This is a genomic window from Microbacterium sp. LCT-H2 (assembly GCF_001866135.1).
Taxonomy (GTDB): domain Bacteria; phylum Actinomycetota; class Actinomycetes; order Actinomycetales; family Microbacteriaceae; genus Microbacterium.
This window is the reverse complement of the sequence record NZ_MODW01000002.1, coordinates 705505-724999: the sequence shown is the minus strand read 5'-3', so window position 1 is coordinate 724999 and position 19495 is coordinate 705505. Positions and strand designations below refer to the sequence as shown.

Below are 19495 nucleotides of genomic sequence, written 5' to 3'. Positions count from 1 at the left end.
CCGGAGAACCTTCATGCGCCTCGTCTTCGCCGGCACTCCCGCCGCCGCGGTCCCCACTCTGCGACGCCTCGCCGCCGAGCACGACATCGTCGCCGTGGTGACGCGCCCGGACGCCCCCCTCGGGCGCAAGCGTGTGCTGACCCCGTCGCCGGTCGCTCAGGCTGCGGTTGAGCTCGGCCTGCCGGTCATCCACGCTGCCCGGCTGGACGAGGCGGTGACGACCGAGATCGCGGCCCTGCGCCCGGAGCTCGGCGTGATCGTCGCGTACGGAGGGCTCGTCCGTGAGCCGCTGCTGTCCACGCCGGAGGCCGGGTGGATCAACCTGCACTTCTCGCTGCTGCCGGCGTGGCGCGGTGCCGCTCCGGTGCAGCGCGCCCTGATCGCCGGAGATCCGGTCCTCGGTGCGAGCGTCTTCCAGCTCGTCCCCGAGCTCGATGCCGGCGACGTGTTCGCGCTGCGTGCCGTCGAACTCCCGGGCACATCAACGGCGGGGGAGGCGCTGGAGGCCCTGGCACTCGACGGCGCCGCTCTCACCGCCGACGTGGTCGCTGCGATCGCGGACGGCAGCGCCCGCGCCGTGCCGCAGGAGGGCGAGCCGACGTTCGCCGGCAAGCTGACGCTCGAAGACGGTCTCCTCGACTTCCGCGAGCCGTTCGACGCCGTGTACGCCCGGTTCCGCGGAGTCACGCCGGAGCCGGGAGCGCACACGACGATCGACGGTCAGCGGCTCAAGATCCTCGAGGCACGACCCGCCGGTGCCGAGGCGGAGGATCTGTCGTCGGGCGCCATGGCGGGCACGCGAGCGGAGGTCCTCATCGGGACGGCCACCGCGCCGCTGGCGGTCACCCGGCTGCAGCCCGCGGGCAAGGGCCCCATGAACGCCGCGGACTGGTGGCGGGGCCTGCAGGGCGCGACTCCGGTGGCCGGCTCGTGAACGCGAACGACGGACGGCGCCCCGGCTCGGGTCGGCAGCACGACGGCCGGGCCCGGAACGGAGGCGGCCGCGGCCCGAACCGGTCGGTCCAGCCGGCGCGCCGCGTGGCCTACGACGTGCTCAGGGCGGTGTCGGACTCCGACGCCTACGCCAACCTGCTCCTCCCGACCGCGATCGCCGAGACGGGCCTGAACCCGCAGGACGCGGCTCTCGCGACTGAGTTGACCTACGGCACTCTCCGGCGCCGGGGCACGTACGACGCGATCATCGCCGCCGCGGCCGACCGCTCCGCCGACGCGATCGACCCGGTGGTGCTCGACGCCCTCCGGCTCGCGGTGCATCAGCTTCTCGCGACACGGGTGGCCTCGCACGCGGCCGTGAACGAATCGGTGAACCTCGTGGCCCTCACGGCGGGACGCGGGGCGTCGAGCTTCGCCAATGCGGTGCTCCGGCGGATCGCCCGCGAATCGCCGGGCGAGTGGCTCGCGCGCATCGAGGCGGCAGCGCGATCGGACGACGAACGCCTGGCCCTCCGCGCCGCGCACCCGGTCTGGATCATCCGGGCGCTGCGGCGCGCCCTCGCCGCTGAGGGGCGGGTCGAGGAACTGGACGCCCTGCTGGAGGCCGACAACGTCTCGCCCGAGGTCACGCTCGTCGCCCTTCCCGGTCTGGCAAAGCCCCAGGAGCCGCGCCGGCCATACGCCGCCACGGCGTTCGCGTCTCCGGGAGGCGATCCGCGCCTCGCGTTGACCGCCTCCGATGGCGCGGTCCGGGTGCAGGACGAGGGGTCTCAGCTCGTCGCGCTCGCGCTGACCACGGCGACGCCGCTGCGCACAGGGGAGCGGTGGCTCGATCTCTGCGCGGGCCCCGGCGGGAAGACCGCCCTGCTCGCTGCCGTCGCCCGGCAGAACGACGCCGTCCTGGAAGCCAACGAGGTGGTGCCCACCCGCGCCCGGCTCGTGCGCAACGCCCTGCGCGCCGTTCCGGGCGAGGTCACCGTGCACGAGCGGGACGGCCGGGAGCTGGCGGCCGAGCGGCCGGACGCGTTCGATCGGATCCTCGTGGACGCGCCCTGCACCGGCCTCGGCGCCCTCCGTCGGCGCCCGGAGGCCCGATGGCGCAAGTCCCCGGCAGACGTCGCCGAGCTCGTGCCGCTGCAGGTCGGCCTGCTCACGGCGGCTGCGGACGCTCTCGCACCGGGAGGCGTCGTCGCGTACGTCACCTGTTCTCCCCATCTCGCGGAGACCACGGCGGTGGTCGAGGAGGTGCGGCGCATCCGGCCGAAGCTCGTCGAGCTCGATGCGCGTGCGGTGCTGCACGGCGTGGCGCAGTCGCCGATCGATCTCGCCGACGACGGGCGGGCGCAGACGGGCAGCGCTCAGCTCTGGCCGCATCGGCACGGCACCGATGCGATGTTCCTCGCACTCCTGCAGCGACCGCTGGAGGCGACAGACGCCCCGAAGGAAGGTTGAGACCATGGATCTGCCCCGCGCCCCGCGCATCAACCCCAGCATCCTCGCCGCCGACTTCGTCAACATGCAGGCGGAGCTCGCCCGCATCGCGACGGCCGACTTCGCGCACGTCGACGTCATGGACAACCACTTCGTCCCGAACCTCACGTTCGGCCCGCAGATGGTCCAGCGCATCCAGGAGACCAGCCCGGTCCCGCTGGACGTGCATCTCATGATCACGGATCCGGATCGCTGGGCCCCGGGCTACGCCGAGCTGGGCGCCGCGAGCGTGACCTTCCACCTGGAGGCGGCGGGGGAGCCGGTGGCTCTCGCGCGGCGGCTGCGCGACATCGGCGCCCGTGCCGGGGTCGCGGTCAAGCCCGCGACTCCTGTCGAGGGACTCTTCGACCTGCTGGACGAGTTCGACCAGATCCTCGTGATGACCGTCGAGCCGGGGTTTGGCGGACAGGGCTTCCTGCCCGAGACCATGCCGAAGCTGCAGGCGCTGTCCGCGGAGGCACGGCGTCGAGGCTCGTCCGTCTGGCTCCAGGTCGACGGCGGCATCTCCGCCGCGACGATCGCCCAGGCGGCCGAAGCGGGAGCCGACACCTTCGTCGCCGGATCCGCGGTCTACGGTGCGGACGACGTGGAGGCGGCCGTCACCCGGCTCAGGGACCTCGCGCGAGCCGGTAGCCTGGAGGGGTGAAGACTTTCGACGAGCTGTTCGCCGAGCTCAGCGTCAAGGCCGAGACCCGACCCGAGGGATCGGGCACCGTGGCGGAGCTCGACGGCGGCGTGCATGCGATCGGCAAGAAGATCGTCGAAGAGGCCGCCGAGGTCTGGATGGCGGCAGAGTACGAGTCGGATGCCGCTGCCGCCGAGGAGATCTCCCAGCTCCTCTACCACCTGCAGGTGATGATGCTCGCGAAGGGCCTCTCCCTGCAGGACGTCTACCGACATCTGTGATGCGCTCCGGTCCCACTCCTTCGAACTGAAAGCCGTTCATGCTGCGCATCGCCGTTCCCAACAAGGGCTCGCTCTCCGAGACCGCCGCCGAGATGCTCGCGGAGGCGGGCTACGCCGGCCGCCGCGACCCCAAGACCCTGCATGTCATCGACGCCGAGAACGACGTCGAGTTCTTCTTCCTCCGCCCGCGCGACATCGCCACCTATGTGGCCTCCGGCGCCCTCGATGTGGGGATCACCGGTCGTGATCTCCTCCTCGACGTGCAGCAGCCGGCGCGCGAGATCGAGCAGCTCGGTTTCGGGGCGTCCACGTTCCGCTTCGCCGGTCCTCCCGGACGCTTCACCTCCGTCCAGGACCTCGACGGCGTCCGCGTCGCCTCCGCCTATCCGGGTCTGGTGGGATCCTTCCTCCGCGACCAGGGCGTGAACGCCGAGCTCGTGCAGCTCGACGGTGCCGTGGAGTCCGCGGTACGCCTCGGCGTCGCCGACGCGGTCGCCGACGTCGTGTCCACCGGGACCACGCTCCGGCAGGCCGGGCTGGAGATCTTCGGCCCCGTGATCCTGGAGTCCGAGGCCGTGCTCATCAGCCGTCCCGGTGAGGCCGACGGCGTGGAGACGCTGCTGCGCCGACTCCGCGGCGTGATGGTGGCGCGCCGCTACGTGCTCCTCGACTACGACCTCCCCACCGAGCTGGTCGATCAGGCCGTGGCCATCGCCCCCGGCCGGGAGTCCGCGACGATCTCGCCGCTCCGCGATCCGTCCTGGGTGGCGGTCCGCGTGATGATCCCGCGGCGTCGCGTCAACCAGGTGATGGACGACCTCTACGCCCTCGGCGCCCGGGCCATCCTGGTCACCGCGATCCACGCGGCGAGGCTCTGATGACCCTCGCGAGTCGCGTCATCCCCTGCCTGGACGTCGCGGACGGCCGCGTCGTCAAGGGCGTCAACTTCGAGAACCTCCGCGACATGGGCGATCCGGTCGAGCTCGCCCGCCACTACGCCGCCCAGGGCGCCGACGAGATCACGTTCCTGGACGTCACCGCGACGGTGGATGCGCGGGCCACGACCTACGACGTCGTGCAGCGCACCGCGGAGCAGGTCTTCGTGCCGCTGACGGTGGGCGGCGGGGTGCGCAGCGTCGACGACGTCGCGCGGCTCCTCGCGGTCGGTGCGGACAAGGTCGGCGTGAACTCCGCGGCGATCGCCCGTCCTGAGCTCATCGGCGAGATCGCGGATCGCTTCGGTGCCCAGGTGCTCGTGCTCTCGCTCGACGTCAAGCGCGCCGACACCACGCGATCCGGCTTCGTCGTCACCACGCACGGAGGCCGTACGCAGACCACGCTGGATGCGCTCGACTGGGCGCGCGAGGCGTCCGAGCGCGGCGCGGGGGAGCTGCTCGTGAACTCGATCGACGCCGACGGCACCCGCGACGGCTTCGATCTCGAGCTCGTCCGCCTCATGCGCGAGGTGGCGCCGATCCCGGTGATCGCCTCCGGCGGTGCAGGGCGGGCGACCGACTTCGCACCGGCCATCAAAGCGGGAGCCGACGCGGTGCTCGCGGCGAGCGTGTTCCACACCGGGGCTCTGACCGTCGGCGATGTGAAGGACGCGCTGCGCGCGGAAGGAGTGCTCGTCCGATGACCGATACGCCGAAGCAGGACGAGGTCTCCGTCGACGACCGCATCGCACAGGTCGCCTTCAACGCCGACGGGCTCGCCCCGATCATCGTGCAGCAGTGGGATTCGCGCGAGGTGCTCATGCTCGCGTGGGTGGACGCCGAGGCGCTGCGCCGCACGCTCACCTCCGGTCGTGCGACCTACTGGTCCCGCTCCCGCCAGGAGTACTGGCGCAAGGGTGACACGTCCGGCCACATCCAGGTCGTGCGGGAGGCCCGGCTCGACTGCGACGGGGATGCGCTCCTGCTCCTCGTCGACCAGACCGGCCCCGCATGCCATACCGGCACGCGGACGTGCTTCGACACCACCGACCTGGACGCCGTCGACGGGGTGAGCGCCTCGTGAGCATCGCGCAGCGCGGCCGCTCCCTCTCCGTGACGGGGTTCCTGCTGGCCGGCGCCATCGGCATCATCTCCTCCACGCAGACCTGGTTCACCGTGCAGCGCGCGGATGCGGGGGAGGACATCCTCGTCCCTGGTGCCTCCGCCCTCGTGCTGCTCGCCCCGCTGAGCCTCGCCGTGCTCGCCCTCGGTGCAGCACTCGCGATCGCCGGCCGTGCCGTGCGCATCGTCTTCGGTGTGCTGGCTGCCGCGGCGGCGCTGTTCCTGGGGTGGTCCACGTTGCAGCTGCTCCTCGGCGATGCGTACGGCGCCGTGGCCGCGACGGTCACCGAGACGACCGGGCTCGCCGGGACCGGAGCCGTCCACGAGGTCGCGGCGAGCATCGTGCCGTCGGCCTGGCCGTACCTCGCCCTCGTCGGCTGGGCGATCCTGCTCGCGGCCGCGGTCCTCGTGCTGACGACCTGGCGACGCTGGAAGGTCGGCGGTCGGCGCTACCGCACCGACACGCCCGCCGAGGCGCGGCATGATGGTCCCGTCGACGCGGTCGATTCCTGGGACGAGCTGTCCCGCGGGTCCGACCCGACACGCTGACCCCGATAGACTGAATCCAGATCCCACGTCGTCCCCCGGAGGAGAACATGACCAACCCGATCGCTGACCCCGGCCACGGACACTCGCCTGCGGCCTGGACCGCCGTCGTGATCATGCTCGTCGGCTTCGCCGCCGCGACCGTCGCGTTCTGCTTCGAGCAGCCGACCCTGGTGTGGATCTCCGCCGCGCTGATCCCGATCGGGGCGATCGTCGGCTGGGTGCTCGCGAAGGCGGGATACGGCGTGAAGGGTCCCAAGTACGCTCCGAAGGCGCACTAGTGGTCCTCGCCGACCTGACGGCCGGCGCTGTCGCAGACGCCGAGCGTCGTTCCGAGTCCCGTCCGCTCTCGGTCGTGGAGCGTGACGCCCTCGCGCGCCCCGCGGCGAAGGACGCGCTGTCGTTCCTCGCTCCCGCCGACCGGGTGAAGATCATCGCCGAGGTGAAGCGGGCGAGTCCGTCCCGCGGTGCCCTCGCGGAGATCCCGGATCCCGCGCACCAGGCCGCGCTCTACGAGACCGGCGGCGCCTCCGCGATCAGCGTCCTCACGGAGGAGCGCCGCTTCGGCGGCAGTCTGGCCGATCTGGAGGCGGTCACCGCCCGGGTCTCACTGCCGGTTCTCCGGAAGGACTTCATCGCCACCCGGTACCAGGTGCTGGAGGCCCGTGCCGCGGGTGCCGATCTCGTGCTCCTGATCGTCGCGGGCCTGGAGCCCGACGTCCTCCGCGACCTGTACGGGTTCATCCTCGAGCTCGGCATGACCCCGCTCGTGGAGACCCACTCCGCGGACGAGCTGGACGCCGCGATCGATCTCGGCGCCGCCCTGATCGGCGTGAACGCCCGCAATCTCAAGACCCTCGAGCTCGACCGCGATCTGTTCGGCCGGCTCGTGGGCCGCATCCCCGACTCGGCGATCAAGATCGCGGAGTCCGCGGTGCTCACCCCGGCCGACGTCGCGCACTACCGTTCGGTCGGTGCCGATGTCGTGTTGATCGGGGAGGCCCTGGTGACCGGAGACCCGGTCGCCACTCTCGAGAGCTTCCTGGAGGCGAAGTGAGTCTGCGCGACCAGCACGGTCCGTTCTTCGGCGAGTTCGGAGGACGGTACATGCCGGAATCCCTGGTCGCCGCGATCGACGAGCTCACCGTCGCGTACGAGGAGGCCATCGCCGACCCGGAGTTCCGAGCCGAGCTCGCCCATCTGCTGTCGTCCTATGCCGGGCGCCCCTCCGCGCTCACCGAGGTGCCCCGGTTCGCCGAGCACGCGGGCGGCGCGCGGGTCTTCCTCAAGCGCGAGGACCTCAACCACACCGGTTCGCACAAGATCAACAACGTGCTGGGCCAGGCCCTGCTCACCAAGCGCCTCGGCAAGACTCGGGTCATCGCCGAGACCGGAGCGGGGCAGCACGGCGTCGCGACGGCGACCGCTGCGGCGCTGTTCGGGCTGGACTGCACCATCTACATGGGCGAGGTCGACACCGAGCGGCAGGCGCTGAACGTCGCCCGCATGCGTCTGCTGGGCGCCGAGGTCGTCGCGGTGACTTCCGGATCGCGCACGTTGAAGGACGCGATCAACGACGCCTACCGCGATTGGGTGGCCTCGGTCGAGACCACCAACTACATCTTCGGCACCGCCGCGGGCCCGCACCCGTTCCCGGCGATGGTCCGCGACTTCCAGAAGATCATCGGGGAGGAGGCCCGCGCCCAGATCCTCGACGAGGTCGGCCGGCTCCCGGACGCCGTCGTCGCCTGTGTCGGTGGCGGGTCCAACGCGATCGGCATGTTCGATGCGTTCCTGGACGACGAGGGCGTGCGGTTGTACGGCGTGGAGGCGGCGGGCGACGGCGTCGACACCGACAAGCACGCCGCCTCCATCGAGCGCGGTCGGCCCGGCGTGCTGCACGGCGCGAAGACGTACGTGCTGCAGGACGAAGACGGCCAGACGGTCGAATCGCACTCGATCTCCGCGGGTCTCGACTACCCGGGCGTGGGCCCTGAGCACTCCTGGCTGGCCGACATCGGTCGCGCCGAGTACGTCCCGGCCACCGACGACGAAGCGATGCAGGCCCTGCGGCTGCTCAGCCGGACCGAGGGGATCATCCCCGCCATCGAGTCGGCCCATGCCCTCGCCGGCGCGCTGCGGATCGGCCGCGAGCTCGGCTCCGACGGCCTGATCGCGATCTGCCTCTCCGGTCGCGGCGACAAGGACATGGACACCGCCGCCCGCTACTTCGAGCTCTACGACGAGGACGCCCTCGCGCACGACGTGTCCGACGAGAGCGCCGCCGAGGACGCGGCCTCGAAGGGAGAGCCGCAGCTGTGAGCCGCGTCGAACAGGCCATCCAGCGTGCGCACGACGCCGGCCGCAGCGCCTTCGTCGGCTACCTGCCCGTCGGCTTCCCCGACCTGGAGACCAGCATCCAGGCCGCGATCGCCCTCGCCGAGAACGGCGTGGACATCATCGAGCTCGGCCCGCCCTACAGCGATCCCGTCATGGACGGCGCCATCATCCAGGAGGCGACGACCAAGGCCCTCGCTGCGGGCTTCCGGATGAAGGACCTCTTCACGGCGATCCGTGCGATCACCGCTGCCACCGACGTCCCCGTCCTCGTGATGACCTACTGGAACCCGGTGCTGCAGTACGGGGTGGACCGGTATGCCGAGGACCTGCTCGCCGCGGGCGGCGCGGGTCTGATCACCCCGGACATCACCCCGGAGGCCGCAGGCGAGTGGATGGCGGCCAGCGAGCGGCTCGGTCTCGACCGGGTCTTCCTCGCGGCTCCGACCTCGTCTGACGAGCGCCTCGACCTCGTCGTGCGGTCCTCGACGGGCTTCGTCTACACCGTCTCGACCATGGGCATCACGGGGGAGCGGGCCGAGCTCGACCGTGCGGCGCGCACCCTCGTGTCGCGGCTCCGCGACCACGGCGCCCGCCGCGCCTGCGTCGGCATCGGCATCTCGACGCCGGAGCAGATCGCGGGCGTGTCCGAGTATGCCGACGGGGCCATCGTGGGCACCGCGCTCGTCCGCGCCCTCCGCGACGGCGGCGTGCCGGCCCTCGCCGACGTCACCCGAACCCTGGCCGCCGGCACCGCGTCGGCGCGCTTCGCCTCAGAGAAGTAGGATCGCACTCATGTCCTCCGCGCTCCACAGCACCGCCACCGGCGTGCTCGCCAGCATCCCGAGCCCGTCCGTCTCGTACATCGATCTCGGCCCGCTCCGGATCCACTTCTACGCGCTGTGCATCATCGCCGGCATCATCGTCGCCGTGCTGATGACGAACCACCGTCTCACCAAGCGCGGCGCAGAGCCGTGGGTGGTCATCGACATCTCCATTCTCGCGGTGCCGCTCGCCATCATCGGCGCGCGCATCTTCCACGTGCTCACCCACCCGAACTTCTACTTCGGCGAGGGCAAGAACACCTGGAACCCGTTCGAACCGGGCTCGGTCTGGGCGATCTGGGAGGGTGGCATCGCGATCTTCGGTGCGCTCATCGGCGGTGCCGTCGGCGCCTACCTGGGCTGCCGGTGGACGGGCATCCGCTTCTGGACGTTCGCGGACGCGCTGGCTCCCGGACTGCTCCTCGCGCAGGCGATGGGCCGGTTCGGTAACTGGTTCAACAAGGAGCTCTACGGCCTGCCGACCGACCTGCCGTGGGGACTGGAGATCCCGTCCGACAACTCGGCCTTCCCTCCCGGTCTCCCCGAGGGCACCCTCTTCCACCCGACCTTCCTGTACGAGGTCATCTGGAACGGCCTCGGCGTCCTCGTGCTGCTGTGGCTCGGCCGGAAGCTGTTCTTCCAGTGGGGTCGTCTCTTCGCGATCTACCTCATCTGGTACAGCGCCGGACGCATCCTGTGGGAGTCGATCCGCATCGACCCGAGCGAGATCATCCTGGGCCTGCGCAGCAACGTCTGGGCCGCCATCATCGGCGTGGTCCTCGGCCTCGTCATCCTCGTGGTGCAGACGCGCCGTCACCCCGGTCTCGAGCCCTCGCCGTACCAGCCGGGCCGCGGACGGAAGGACGTGGACGCTGATGTACAATCGCAGGACAATCCCTCTGATTTCGTGGACGTGAGCGAGCCTCCGGCCGAAGAAGTCGCCGCCGGAGCCACTGCCACAAGCGCTGCTCCCTCGAGCGGGGACGGCTCCCGATAACGCCGACTCGCGGCGGGAGAACCATTGCACTGAACGAGCGGGCCGACGACGTCCCCGGGTTTCACTGAAGATCTGAGGACGGTAACTGGTGTACTTCCAGCCCCCTTACGGCGCCTCCGGCGCATACCCCCCGAAGCAGGGCATGTACAACCCGGCGTTTGAAAAGGACGCCTGCGGCCTGGCCATGGTCGCAACGCTGCGCGGCGAAGCCGGGCACGACATCATCGCGCTGGCCCTCGAGGCCCTGCGCAACCTGGAGCACCGCGGGGCCATCGGGTCCGACGCGGGCACCGGGGACGGAGCCGGCATCCTCACCCAGATGCCGGACGAGTTCCTCCGCGCGGTCACCGGCTTCGAACTGCCGCCCGTGGGGGAGTATGCGGCCGGGCTGGCCTTCCTTCCTCGCGATTCGAGCGAGCGCCGCCAGCAGAAGGCCGGGATCGAGAAGATCGCCCGCGCGGAGGGGCTCCGCGTCCTCGGCTGGCGCGAGGTCCCCACGGCCAACGAGAACCTCGGCAAGCTCGCCGACGAGGCCCGTCCGGCCTTCGAGCAGCTCTTCGTGAGCGCCGGCGGCGCCACCCTGGCCGATGCGCCGCTGACCGGCATCGCGCTCGATCGCGTCGCCTATCGCCTCCGCAAGCGGGCGGGCCACGAGCTCGGCGCCTACTTCGTCTCCCTGTCCAGCCGCACGCTCGGCTACAAGGGCATGGTCACCACGCTCCAGCTCGAGCCGTTCTACCCGGATCTGCAGGACGAGCGCTTCGCCTCAGAGCTCGCCGTCGTTCACTCGCGGTACTCGACGAACACGTTTCCGTCGTGGCCGCTCGCGCAGCCGCTGCGGATGCTGGCCCACAACGGCGAGATCAACACCGTCGGCGGCAACCGCAACTGGATGCGCGCCCGCCAGTCGCAGCTCGAGTCCGAGCTCCTCGGCGACATCTCGCCCCTGCTGCCCATCTGCACCGACGGCGCCAGCGACTCCGCCTCGTTCGACGAGGTGCTGGAGCTGCTCACCCTCACCGGCCGCAGCCTGCCGCACGCGATCATGATGATGGTGCCGGAGGCCTACGAGAAGCAGGCCGACATCTCGCCGGAGCTGCGCGCGTTCTACGAGTACCACTCCAACCAGATGGAGCCGTGGGACGGCCCGGCCGCCCTCATCTTCACCGACGGCACGCTCGTCGGCGCGACCCTCGACCGCAACGGCCTGCGCCCCGGACGCTGGACGGAGACCACCGACGGGCTCGTCGTCATCGGCTCCGAGACCGGCGTGCTGCACTTCGAGCCGGAGCGCATCAAGCGCCGCGGCCGGCTGCAGCCCGGCAAGATGTTCCTCATCGACACAGCCCAGCGCCGGATCGTCGAGGACGAGGAGATCAAGCACGATCTCGCGACGATGCACCCGTGGCAGGAGTGGCTCGACGCCGGTTCCGTCCGCCTGGCCGACCTCCCCGAGCGCGAGCACATCGTGCACCCGCCGGCCTCCATCACCCGGCGGCAGCGCACCTTCGGGTACACGGAGGAGGAGGTCCGCATCCTCCTCACCCCGATGGGCCAGACGGGTGTCGAGCCGCTGGGCGCGATGGGATCGGACACACCGATCGCCGTGCTCAGCAAGCGCCCGCGGCTGCTCTTCGACTACTTCACGCAGCAGTTCGCGCAGGTGACCAACCCGCCGCTCGACTCGATCCGCGAAGAGGTCGTCACGAGCCTCAAGCTCGGTCTGGGACCTGAGGTCAATCTGCTGACCTGGGGTCCGGAGCACACGCGCACGGTGTCGCTCGACTTCCCGGTCATCGACAACGACGAGCTGGCGAAGATCCGGCACATCGACAAGGCCCTGCCCGGGCGTTCGAGCGCCACGATCCGCGGCCTCTACCACTTCGACGCAGGACCCCACACCCTCGCCGAACGCCTCACCGAGATGTGCGCCGAGGTCGATCAGGCCATCGAGGACGGCGCGGAGTTCATCATCCTGTCCGACCGCGACTCGAACAAGGATCTCGTCCCGATCCCGTCGCTGCTCATGGTGTCGGCCATCCACCACCACCTCATCCGGCGCGAGAACCGGATGAAGGTCGGTCTGATCGTCGAGGCCGGCGACGTGCGCGAGGTGCACCACGTCGCGACGCTCATCGGCTACGGTGCTTCCGCGATCAATCCCTACCTCGCCATGGAGACGGTCGAGCACCTCGTGCGGACCGGCTACATCACGGGCATCTCCCCGGAGAAGGCCGTGAAGAACCTCATCTACGCGCTCGGCAAGGGCGTGCTGAAGATCATGTCGAAGATGGGCATCTCGACGGTGTCCTCCTATGCGGGCGCGCAGGTGTTCGAGGCGGTCGGCCTCAGCCAGGAGTTCATCGACGCCTACTTCACGCGTACCGAGTCGAAGCTCGGCGGAATCGGGATCGAGGAGATCTTCGCCGAGAACCAGGCCCGCCATGACTACGCCTACCCGGAGGATGCCGCGGCCCGTGCCCATGAGCGGCTGTGGACCGGTGGCGAGTACCAGTGGCGCCGCGACGGCTCTCCGCACCTCTTCAACCCGGAGACGGTGTTCAAGCTGCAGCACTCCACGCGGACCCGCCGTTACGACATCTTCCGCGAGTACACGAAGCTCGTCGACGACCAGGCGGCGGAGCTGAAGACGCTGCGCGGCCTGTTCTCGCTGCGGACCGGCACGCGCAAGCCCGTGCCGCTGGACGAGGTCGAGCCCGTCTCGGCGATCGTCAAGCGCTTCTCCACGGGGGCGATGAGCTACGGCTCCATCTCCAAGGAGGCGCACGAGACGCTCGCGATCGCGATGAACCGGATCGGCGGCAAGTCGAACACGGGGGAAGGTGGGGAAGACCCCGACCGTCTCGTCGACCCCGAGCGGCGCAGTGCGATCAAGCAGGTGGCCTCCGGTCGATTCGGCGTCACGAGCCTCTACCTCACCGAGGCCGACGACATCCAGATCAAGCTCGCCCAGGGCGCCAAGCCCGGTGAGGGCGGCCAGCTCCCGCCCACCAAGGTCTACCCGTGGGTCGCGCGGACCCGGCACGCCACTGCAGGGGTCGGCCTCATCTCGCCGCCACCGCATCACGACATCTACTCGATCGAAGACCTCAAGCAGCTCATCTTCGACCTGAAGCGGGCCAACCCCGAGGCGCGCATCCACACGAAGCTCGTCAGCCAGTCCGGCATCGGCGCGGTCTCGGCCGGTGTCGCCAAGGCGCTCAGCGATGTCATCCTCGTGTCCGGTCACGACGGCGGTACGGGCGCCAGCCCGCTGAACTCGCTGAAGCACGCCGGAACGCCATGGGAGCTCGGGCTCGCGGAGACGCAGCAGACGCTCATGCTCAACGGCATGCGCGACCGCGTCGTCGTGCAGGTCGACGGGCAGCTCAAGACCGGACGGGACGTCATCATCGGCGCCCTGCTCGGTGCCGAGGAGTTCGGCTTCGCCACCGCGCCCCTCGTGGTCAGCGGCTGCATCATGATGCGCGTCTGCCACCTCGACACCTGTCCGGTGGGCGTCGCCACGCAGAACCCCGTCCTGCGCGACCGGTTCACCGGCAAGCCCGAGTTCGTCGTGAACTTCATGGAGTTCATCGCCGAGGAGGTGCGCGAGCTGCTCGCCGAGCTCGGCTACCGTTCGATCGACGAGATCGTCGGTCGCACCGAGCTCCTGGAGACGAACGCGGCGATCGCGCATTGGAAGGCCGAGGGGCTCGACCTCAGCCCGGTGCTGGAGGGACCGGCGTTCCCGGCCGGCGAGCCGCGTCGCAGCGGCCGCGCCCAGGACCACGAACTCGACAAGCACTTCGACGTGCAGCTCATCGACATCGCGAAGGCGGCGCTGCTGAACGGAGAGCCCGTCATGGCGGAGCTCCCGATCGCCAACACCGAGCGCGCGGTCGGCACGATGCTCGGCCATCAGGTGACCTCGCGCCACGGCGCCACCGGACTGCCGAAGGAGACGATCGACGTCACCCTCACCGGCACGGCCGGGCAGTCGCTCGGGGCGTTCCTTCCGCCGGGCATCATCCTCCGGCTGGAGGGCGACGCGAACGACTACGTCGGCAAGGGCCTCTCCGGTGGGGACATCACGATCCGGCCGCCCCGTGGCTCCGCGATCGCCCCGCACGAGAACGTCATCGCGGGCAACGTGATCGGGTACGGCGCCACATCCGGCACCATGTTCATCTCCGGCGTGGTGGGCGAGCGCTTCCTCGTCCGGAACTCCGGTGCGACCGCGGTGGTCGAGGGCGTGGGCGACCACGCGCTCGAGTACATGACCGGCGGCCTCGCGGTGATCCTCGGATCGACCGGCCGCAACTTCGGGGCCGGCATGTCCGGGGGAGTGGCCTACGTGCACGCTCTGGACACCGCGAAGGTCAACGCGCAGTCGCTCGGCAGCGGCGAGCTCCGGCTGGAGCCGCTGGACCGCGCCGATCTCGAAGTGCTGCGCGGGCTGCTCGTGGAGCACGTGGAGCGCACGGCATCGCCGCGCGCCTCCGCCCTGCTGGAGGACTTCGACGCCAGCGCGGCGGAGTTCGTGAAGGTGCTCCCGCGCGACTTCGCCGCCGTGCGCAGCATGCGCGAGGAGGCACTGGCCGAGGGGATCGACCCCGACGGCGACATCGTCTGGAACCGCATCCTGGAGGTGACCGGTGGCTGACCCCAAAGGCTTTCTGAAGGTGACCGAGCGGGAACTTCCCGCTCGCCGTCCGGTGCCCGTGCGCATCATGGACTGGAAAGAGGTGTACGAGCCCGGCGACAAGGCGGTGCTCCGTCGCCAGGCCAGTCGCTGCATGGACTGCGGCGTGCCCTTCTGCCACTCCGGCTGCCCCCTGGGCAACCTCATCCCGGAGTGGAACGACCTCACCTGGCGCGGGGAGGGGCGCGCGGCGATCGAGCGGCTGCACGCGACGAACAACTTCCCGGAGTTCACGGGACGACTCTGCCCGGCGCCGTGCGAGAGCTCGTGCGTCCTCGGCATCAACCAGCCGGCCGTGACGATCAAGCAGATCGAGGTCTCCATCATCGACGAGGCCTTCGCCAAGGGCTGGGTCGAGCCGGAGCCGCCGGAGCGTCTGACGGGCAAGACCGTGGCCGTCGTGGGCTCGGGCCCCGCCGGTCTCGCCGCCGCCCAGCAGCTCACCCGCGCCGGCCACACCGTCGCCGTCTTCGAGCGTGACGACCGCATCGGCGGCCTGCTGCGCTACGGCATCCCGGACTTCAAGATGGAGAAGAGCCAGCTCGAAGCGCGCCTGCGCCAGATGCAGGAGGAGGGCACGCGGTTCCGTGCCGGCGTCGAGATCGGCAAGGACATCTCCTGGGCCGACCTGCGCGCCCGGTACGACGCGGTCGTCATCGCCACCGGCGCCACGGTCCCGCGCGACCTGCCGATCCCCGGTCGCGACCTCGACGGCGTCCACTTCGCGATGGAGTACCTCGTCGAGTCGAACCACGCGGTCGCCGGCGACACCGTCCCGGACCAGATCACCGCCGAGGGCAAGCACGTCATCGTCATCGGCGGCGGCGACACGGGCGCCGACTGCATCGGCACCGCGCACCGCCAGGGCGCGCTCAGCGTCACCAACCTCGCCATCGGCAAGCAGCCGAGCGAGACGCGGCCGGATCACCAGCCGTGGCCGATGATGCCTACGATCTTCGAGGTGGCCTCGGCTCACGAGGAGGGCGGAGAGCGGGTCTTCCTCGCCTCGACCGTGGAGTTCCTGTCGAACGACGTCGGCGAGGTCCGCGCGCTGCGCGTGGCCGAGACCGAGTACATCGACGGTCGCCGCGTGCCCAAGAGCGGTACGGAGCGGGAGATCCCGGCCGACCTGGTGCTCATCGCGATGGGCTTCACCGGACCGGAGCAGGACGGCTACACCGAGGACACCCGGCCGGAGGTGACCGAGCGCGGCGCCTTCCGTCGCGCCGCGAGCTACGAGTCGTCGATCCCCGGCGTGTTCGTCGCCGGGGACGCGGGACGCGGGCAGTCGCTCATCGTCTGGGCGATCGCGGAGGGCCGGGCGGCGGCGGCGAACGTCGACCGCTTCCTCATGGGCACCACCGTGCTGCCGGAGCCGGTGCGCCCGAGCGATGTCGCGATCGGCCTCCAGCCCGCGTAGGCTGAGGCCGGCAGTGTCGCCTGTTTGTAATCCCCCACTTCTACCCTGGAGACATGTTGAGACGCGCGAAAATCGTCGCCACCCTGGGCCCCGCCACTTCCACGTATGAGACGGTGCGCGCACTGATCGATGCGGGTGTGGACGTCGCCCGACTGAACCTCAGCCACGGTGACTACTCCGTGCACGAGAACAACTACGCGAACGTGCGCCGTGCGGCGGAGGACTCCGGTCGTGCCGTCGCCATCCTCGTGGACCTCCAGGGTCCGAAGATCCGTCTGGGCCGGTTCGAGGACGGCCCGTACGAGCTCGCCAAGGGCGACATCTTCAAGATCACCACCGAGGACATCATCGGCAACAAGGAGATCTGCGGCACGACGTTCAAGGGCCTTCCTCAGGACGTCAAGCCCGGCGACTTCCTGCTGATCGACGACGGCAAGGTGCGCGTCGAGGTCGTCGAGACCGACGGCGTGACCGTCACCACGCGCGTCGTCGTCGCCGGCGCCGTCTCGAACAACAAGGGCATCAACCTGCCCGGCGTCGCCGTCAACGTCCCCGCGCTCAGCGAGAAGGACGAGGAGGACCTCCGCTGGGGCCTCCGGACCGGTGCCGACCTCATCGCGCTGTCGTTCGTGCGCAACGCCTCGGACGTGACCCGCGTGCACGAGATCATGGCGGAGGAGGGCGTCCGCGTCCCGGTCATCGCCAAGATCGAGAAGCCGCAGGCCGTCGACGCGCTCGAAGAGATCGTCGACGCGTTCGACGGCATCATGGTCGCCCGTGGCGACCTCGGCGTGGAGCTGCCGCTCGAAGCCGTCCCGATCGTGCAGAAGCGCGCCGTCGAGCTGGCCCGTCGCAACGCCAAGCCCGTGATCGTGGCGACGCAGATGCTCGAGTCGATGATCAACAGCCCGGTGCCGACCCGCGCCGAGACCTCCGACGTCGCCAACGCCGTCCTCGACGGTGCCGACGCGGTCATGCTCTCCGGCGAGACCAGCGTGGGCGACTACCCGGTCGTCGTCGTCGAGACGATGGCCCGGATCATCGAGTCGACGGAGGAGCACGGTCTGGAGCGCATCCTGCCGCTCACCACGAAGCCGCGCACGCAGGGTGGGGCCATCACGCTCGCGGCCCTCGAGGTCGCGGAGTTCGTGGACGCCAAGTTCCTGTGCGTCTTCACGCAGTCGGGCGACTCGGCGCGCCGTCTGTCCCGCCTGCGCTCCCGCATCCCGATGCTGGCCTTCACGCCGGAGCCGGGCATCCGTCGTCGGATGGCGCTCACCTGGGGCCTGCGCTCCACGCTCGTTGACATGGTGCAGCACACCGACCTCATGTACCACCAGGTCGACGAGTACCTCCTCGGGAACGGCCTCGCCGTCGAGGGGGACAAGGTCGTCGTCATCTCCGGTTCCCCTCCCGGGATCATCGGATCCACGAACGACCTGCGCGTGCACAAGGTCGGCGATGCGCTCCGTGGCGCCGCGCCGATCTACAAGGCCGGCGTCTGACGCAGGGCGTTCCGAGAGGGGTGGGGCTTCGGCCTCGCCCCTCTCTGTCATCTCCGGGCCGGGGCGTCAAGCCTCTCGGCCGGGGGCGGCGGTCTCGGTTAGCGTGCTGCCATGGTCCTCCGTCGTCTCCTCGTCACCTCCGGGCTGACGTTCCGCATCCTGGAGAGTCCGCGGCCCGCCGGCAGCACCGCTCCGACCGTGGTCCTCGTGCACGGGATCGGGATGTCGCACCGGTACCTGTCGCGGCTGCACGCCGTGCTCGCCGATACGACCCGGGTGGTCTCCGTCGACCTGCCGGGCTTCGGCGGCCTGCCGAAGCCCCGGTTCGACGTCTCCATCCCGCAGATGGCGGCGGGCCTGGCTCAGGTGGTGGCGAGCCTCGACGACGACAGGGTCGTGCTCGTCGGGCACTCGATGGGTGTGCAGTGGGCCGTGGAGACGGCGCTGCGGCATCCCGAGTACGTCCGGACCGTCGTGACGATCGGTCCCGTCGCCGATGACGCCCACCGGACTCTCCGCGCCCAGGCCCAGGCACTGGCCCTCGATACGTTCGGTGAGACCCCTGCGATCAACGCCGTCGTCTTCACCGACTATCTGCGCTGCGGCGTGCGGTGGTATCTCCGTCAGGTCCGGCACATGCTCGCGTATCCCCTGGAGGAGAGGGTTGCGGCTCTGACCGTGCCGGTGCTCGTCGTCCGGGGGAGCGACGATCCGATCGCCGGACGCGCGTGGTGCCGGCGGCTGCGCGACGCGGCGGCCGTCTCGCGATTGGTGGAGATCCCCGGTCATCATCATGTCGCGCAGCAGTCCGCGCCCCGGGCGGTGGCGTCCGCGATCCTGGCCCACACGACGGGAGCATGGCCGACGGCGGTGCCGGCCGCACCCATCCGACGGGGGAGGGCACGATCAGCGTCCTGAGGATCCTGGGCTGGTGGGCTGCGGACTACGCCTACGCGGGGTTCTGGCAGGTCCGCTCGTTCTTCGGCCGTGACCAGGCGGACGACTTCGCCACCGGAGACCGCGCCCCCATCGTGGTGCTCGCCGGTGTCTACGAGACCTGGCGCTTCCTGGAGCCGCTCATCGTCGCGCTGCACGAGAGGGGTCATCCGGTCCATGTCGTGGATGCGCTGCGCCGCAACCAGTTCCCGGTGCAGGATGAGGCCGATCAGGTGGCCGACTACCTGCGCGCGCACGACCTCTCCGGCGTGTTCCTCGTCGCCCACAGCAAGGGCGGTCTCGCCGGGAAGCTGGTAATGACCGGCCCGGAGGGGGCGCGGATCCGTGGCATGCTCGCCATCGCGACGCCGTTCGGCGGCTCCCGATATGCGCGGCTCCTGCCCGGTCGGGTGCTGCGGGCGTTCGCGCCCGACGACCCCTCGATCGTCGCGCTGGGGCGGGAGCTCGACGTGAACGCGCGCATCGTCTCGATCTACGCCGCGTTCGATCCGCACATCCCGGAGGGGAGCGAGCTGCCCGGTGCCAAGAACGTCGTCCTGGAGACGGGCGGACACTTCCGCATCCTCGCCCACCCCCGCGTGATGGCCGAACTCGCCGCCCTCGCCGAGTGACGGGGCGAGGGGCTCGCGATACTGGTGCCGGCGGTGGGACTCGAACCCACACGCCCTCTCGGACAAAGCATTTTGAGTGCTCCGCGTCTGCCATTCCGCCACGCCGGCCCGTGTCTCGCGACTTCGACTGTAGCGCAGACGAGGGAGGGTTCCCCGCGTGCCCGCCGTCTTCAGCCGGTGGCGGG

General features: G+C 70.4%; 18 protein-coding genes and 1 tRNA gene. 18 read left to right on the top strand and 1 reads right to left on the bottom strand.

What is annotated here, in order from left to right:
- Positions 1 to 13 precede the first annotated feature (13 nt).
- The 18 genes from fmt (at position 14) to BK819_RS07820 (ending at position 19310) form a co-directional block, all read left to right on the top strand.
- A complete protein-coding gene (fmt, locus tag BK819_RS07905; protein ID WP_071328626.1) occupies positions 14 to 934 on the top strand; it encodes a methionyl-tRNA formyltransferase in 921 nt (306 codons plus the stop codon).
- 104 nt (positions 935 to 1038) lie between these two features.
- Positions 1039 to 2406 carry an RsmB/NOP family class I SAM-dependent RNA methyltransferase gene (locus BK819_RS07900; RefSeq protein WP_071328770.1) on the top strand — a complete coding sequence of 456 codons (1368 nt, stop codon included), beginning with the start codon at positions 1039 to 1041 and terminating at the stop codon, positions 2404 to 2406.
- Positions 2407 to 2410: 4 nt separating this feature from the next.
- Positions 2411 to 3091 carry a ribulose-phosphate 3-epimerase gene (rpe, locus tag BK819_RS07895; protein ID WP_071328625.1) on the top strand — a complete coding sequence of 227 codons (681 nt, stop codon included), beginning with the start codon at positions 2411 to 2413 and terminating at the stop codon, positions 3089 to 3091.
- The gene (locus tag BK819_RS07890; protein WP_071328624.1) at positions 3088 to 3351 is read left to right on the top strand and encodes a phosphoribosyl-ATP diphosphatase; all 264 of its coding nucleotides are present in this window, start codon (positions 3088 to 3090) and stop codon (positions 3349 to 3351) included. Before rpe ends, BK819_RS07890 begins: the two co-directional genes overlap by 4 nt.
- A gap of 38 nt (positions 3352 to 3389) precedes the next feature.
- Positions 3390 to 4229 carry an ATP phosphoribosyltransferase gene (gene hisG, locus BK819_RS07885; protein WP_071328623.1) on the top strand — a complete coding sequence of 280 codons (840 nt, stop codon included), beginning with the start codon at positions 3390 to 3392 and terminating at the stop codon, positions 4227 to 4229.
- Entirely contained in the window at positions 4229 to 4990 is a 762-nt protein-coding gene (hisF, locus tag BK819_RS07880; protein WP_071328622.1) for an imidazole glycerol phosphate synthase subunit HisF, read from the top strand. Before hisG ends, hisF begins: the two co-directional genes overlap by 1 nt.
- Complete coding sequence (hisI, locus tag BK819_RS07875) at positions 4987 to 5370, top strand: phosphoribosyl-AMP cyclohydrolase (protein ID WP_062634521.1); 384 nt, start codon at positions 4987 to 4989, stop codon at positions 5368 to 5370. The genes hisF and hisI overlap by 4 nt, the downstream gene beginning before the upstream one ends.
- On the top strand, positions 5367 to 5957 hold the full coding sequence (locus tag BK819_RS07870) for a Trp biosynthesis-associated membrane protein (RefSeq protein WP_071328621.1): 591 nt from the start codon (positions 5367 to 5369) through the stop codon (positions 5955 to 5957). The genes hisI and BK819_RS07870 overlap by 4 nt, the downstream gene beginning before the upstream one ends.
- A 47-nt stretch (positions 5958 to 6004) precedes the next feature.
- Entirely contained in the window at positions 6005 to 6235 is a 231-nt protein-coding gene (locus tag BK819_RS07865) for an HGxxPAAW family protein (RefSeq protein WP_071328620.1), read from the top strand.
- Positions 6235 to 7011, top strand: a complete 777-nt coding sequence (trpC, locus tag BK819_RS07860) for an indole-3-glycerol phosphate synthase TrpC (protein ID WP_071328619.1) — start codon at positions 6235 to 6237, stop codon at positions 7009 to 7011. The genes BK819_RS07865 and trpC overlap by 1 nt, the downstream gene beginning before the upstream one ends.
- The gene (trpB, locus tag BK819_RS07855; RefSeq protein ID WP_071328618.1) at positions 7008 to 8276 is read left to right on the top strand and encodes a tryptophan synthase subunit beta; all 1269 of its coding nucleotides are present in this window, start codon (positions 7008 to 7010) and stop codon (positions 8274 to 8276) included. The genes trpC and trpB overlap by 4 nt, the downstream gene beginning before the upstream one ends.
- Positions 8273 to 9076 (top strand): tryptophan synthase subunit alpha, encoded by an 804-nt coding sequence (gene trpA, locus BK819_RS07850; RefSeq protein ID WP_071328617.1) that lies wholly within the window; start codon positions 8273 to 8275, stop codon positions 9074 to 9076. Before trpB ends, trpA begins: the two co-directional genes overlap by 4 nt.
- Positions 9077 to 9086: 10 nt before the next feature.
- Positions 9087 to 10112 (top strand): prolipoprotein diacylglyceryl transferase, encoded by a 1026-nt coding sequence (gene lgt / locus BK819_RS07845; protein WP_071328616.1) that lies wholly within the window; start codon positions 9087 to 9089, stop codon positions 10110 to 10112.
- 142 nt (positions 10113 to 10254) lie between these two features.
- Positions 10255 to 14778, top strand: coding sequence for a glutamate synthase large subunit (gene gltB, locus BK819_RS07840; protein WP_143049266.1), 4524 nt, complete (start codon positions 10255 to 10257; stop codon positions 14776 to 14778).
- Positions 14771 to 16237 carry a glutamate synthase subunit beta gene (locus BK819_RS07835; RefSeq protein WP_025103473.1) on the top strand — a complete coding sequence of 489 codons (1467 nt, stop codon included), beginning with the start codon at positions 14771 to 14773 and terminating at the stop codon, positions 16235 to 16237. Before gltB ends, BK819_RS07835 begins: the two co-directional genes overlap by 8 nt.
- Positions 16238 to 16293: 56 nt before the next feature.
- Positions 16294 to 17742 carry a pyruvate kinase gene (gene pyk / locus BK819_RS07830; RefSeq protein ID WP_025103472.1) on the top strand — a complete coding sequence of 483 codons (1449 nt, stop codon included), beginning with the start codon at positions 16294 to 16296 and terminating at the stop codon, positions 17740 to 17742.
- A gap of 111 nt (positions 17743 to 17853) precedes the next feature.
- Positions 17854 to 18660, top strand: a complete 807-nt coding sequence (locus BK819_RS07825) for an alpha/beta fold hydrolase (RefSeq protein ID WP_071328614.1) — start codon at positions 17854 to 17856, stop codon at positions 18658 to 18660.
- Positions 18600 to 19310: a triacylglycerol lipase gene (locus BK819_RS07820; protein WP_071328613.1), complete on the top strand. Its 711-nt coding sequence runs from the start codon at positions 18600 to 18602 to the stop codon at positions 19308 to 19310. The genes BK819_RS07825 and BK819_RS07820 overlap by 61 nt, the downstream gene beginning before the upstream one ends.
- 22 nt (positions 19311 to 19332) lie before the next feature.
- Here the strand turns inward: BK819_RS07820 and BK819_RS07815 are convergent.
- Positions 19333 to 19418, bottom strand: a tRNA-Leu gene (locus BK819_RS07815).
- Between the last annotated feature and the right edge of the window lie 77 nt (positions 19419 to 19495).

What these genes read in the sequence shown, in the direction of transcription:
- hisF (WP_071328622.1), top strand. Translation starts at nt 4,229, where the DNA reads ATGACCCTCGCGAGTCGCGTCATCCCCTGCCTGGACGTCGCGGACGGC.
- rpe (WP_071328625.1), top strand. Translation starts at nt 2,411, where the DNA reads ATGGATCTGCCCCGCGCCCCGCGCATCAACCCCAGCATCCTCGCCGCC.
- gltB (WP_143049266.1), top strand. Translation starts at nt 10,255, where the DNA reads ATGTACAACCCGGCGTTTGAAAAGGACGCCTGCGGCCTGGCCATGGTC.
- hisI (WP_062634521.1), top strand. Translation starts at nt 4,987, where the DNA reads ATGACCGATACGCCGAAGCAGGACGAGGTCTCCGTCGACGACCGCATC.
- hisG (WP_071328623.1), top strand. Translation starts at nt 3,390, where the DNA reads ATGCTGCGCATCGCCGTTCCCAACAAGGGCTCGCTCTCCGAGACCGCC.
- fmt (WP_071328626.1), top strand. Translation starts at nt 14, where the DNA reads ATGCGCCTCGTCTTCGCCGGCACTCCCGCCGCCGCGGTCCCCACTCTG.
- BK819_RS07865 (WP_071328620.1), top strand. Translation starts at nt 6,005, where the DNA reads ATGACCAACCCGATCGCTGACCCCGGCCACGGACACTCGCCTGCGGCC.
- lgt (WP_071328616.1), top strand. Translation starts at nt 9,087, where the DNA reads ATGTCCTCCGCGCTCCACAGCACCGCCACCGGCGTGCTCGCCAGCATC.
- BK819_RS07820 (WP_071328613.1), top strand. Translation starts at nt 18,600, where the DNA reads ATGGCCGACGGCGGTGCCGGCCGCACCCATCCGACGGGGGAGGGCACG.
- BK819_RS07825 (WP_071328614.1), top strand. Translation starts at nt 17,854, where the DNA reads ATGGTCCTCCGTCGTCTCCTCGTCACCTCCGGGCTGACGTTCCGCATC.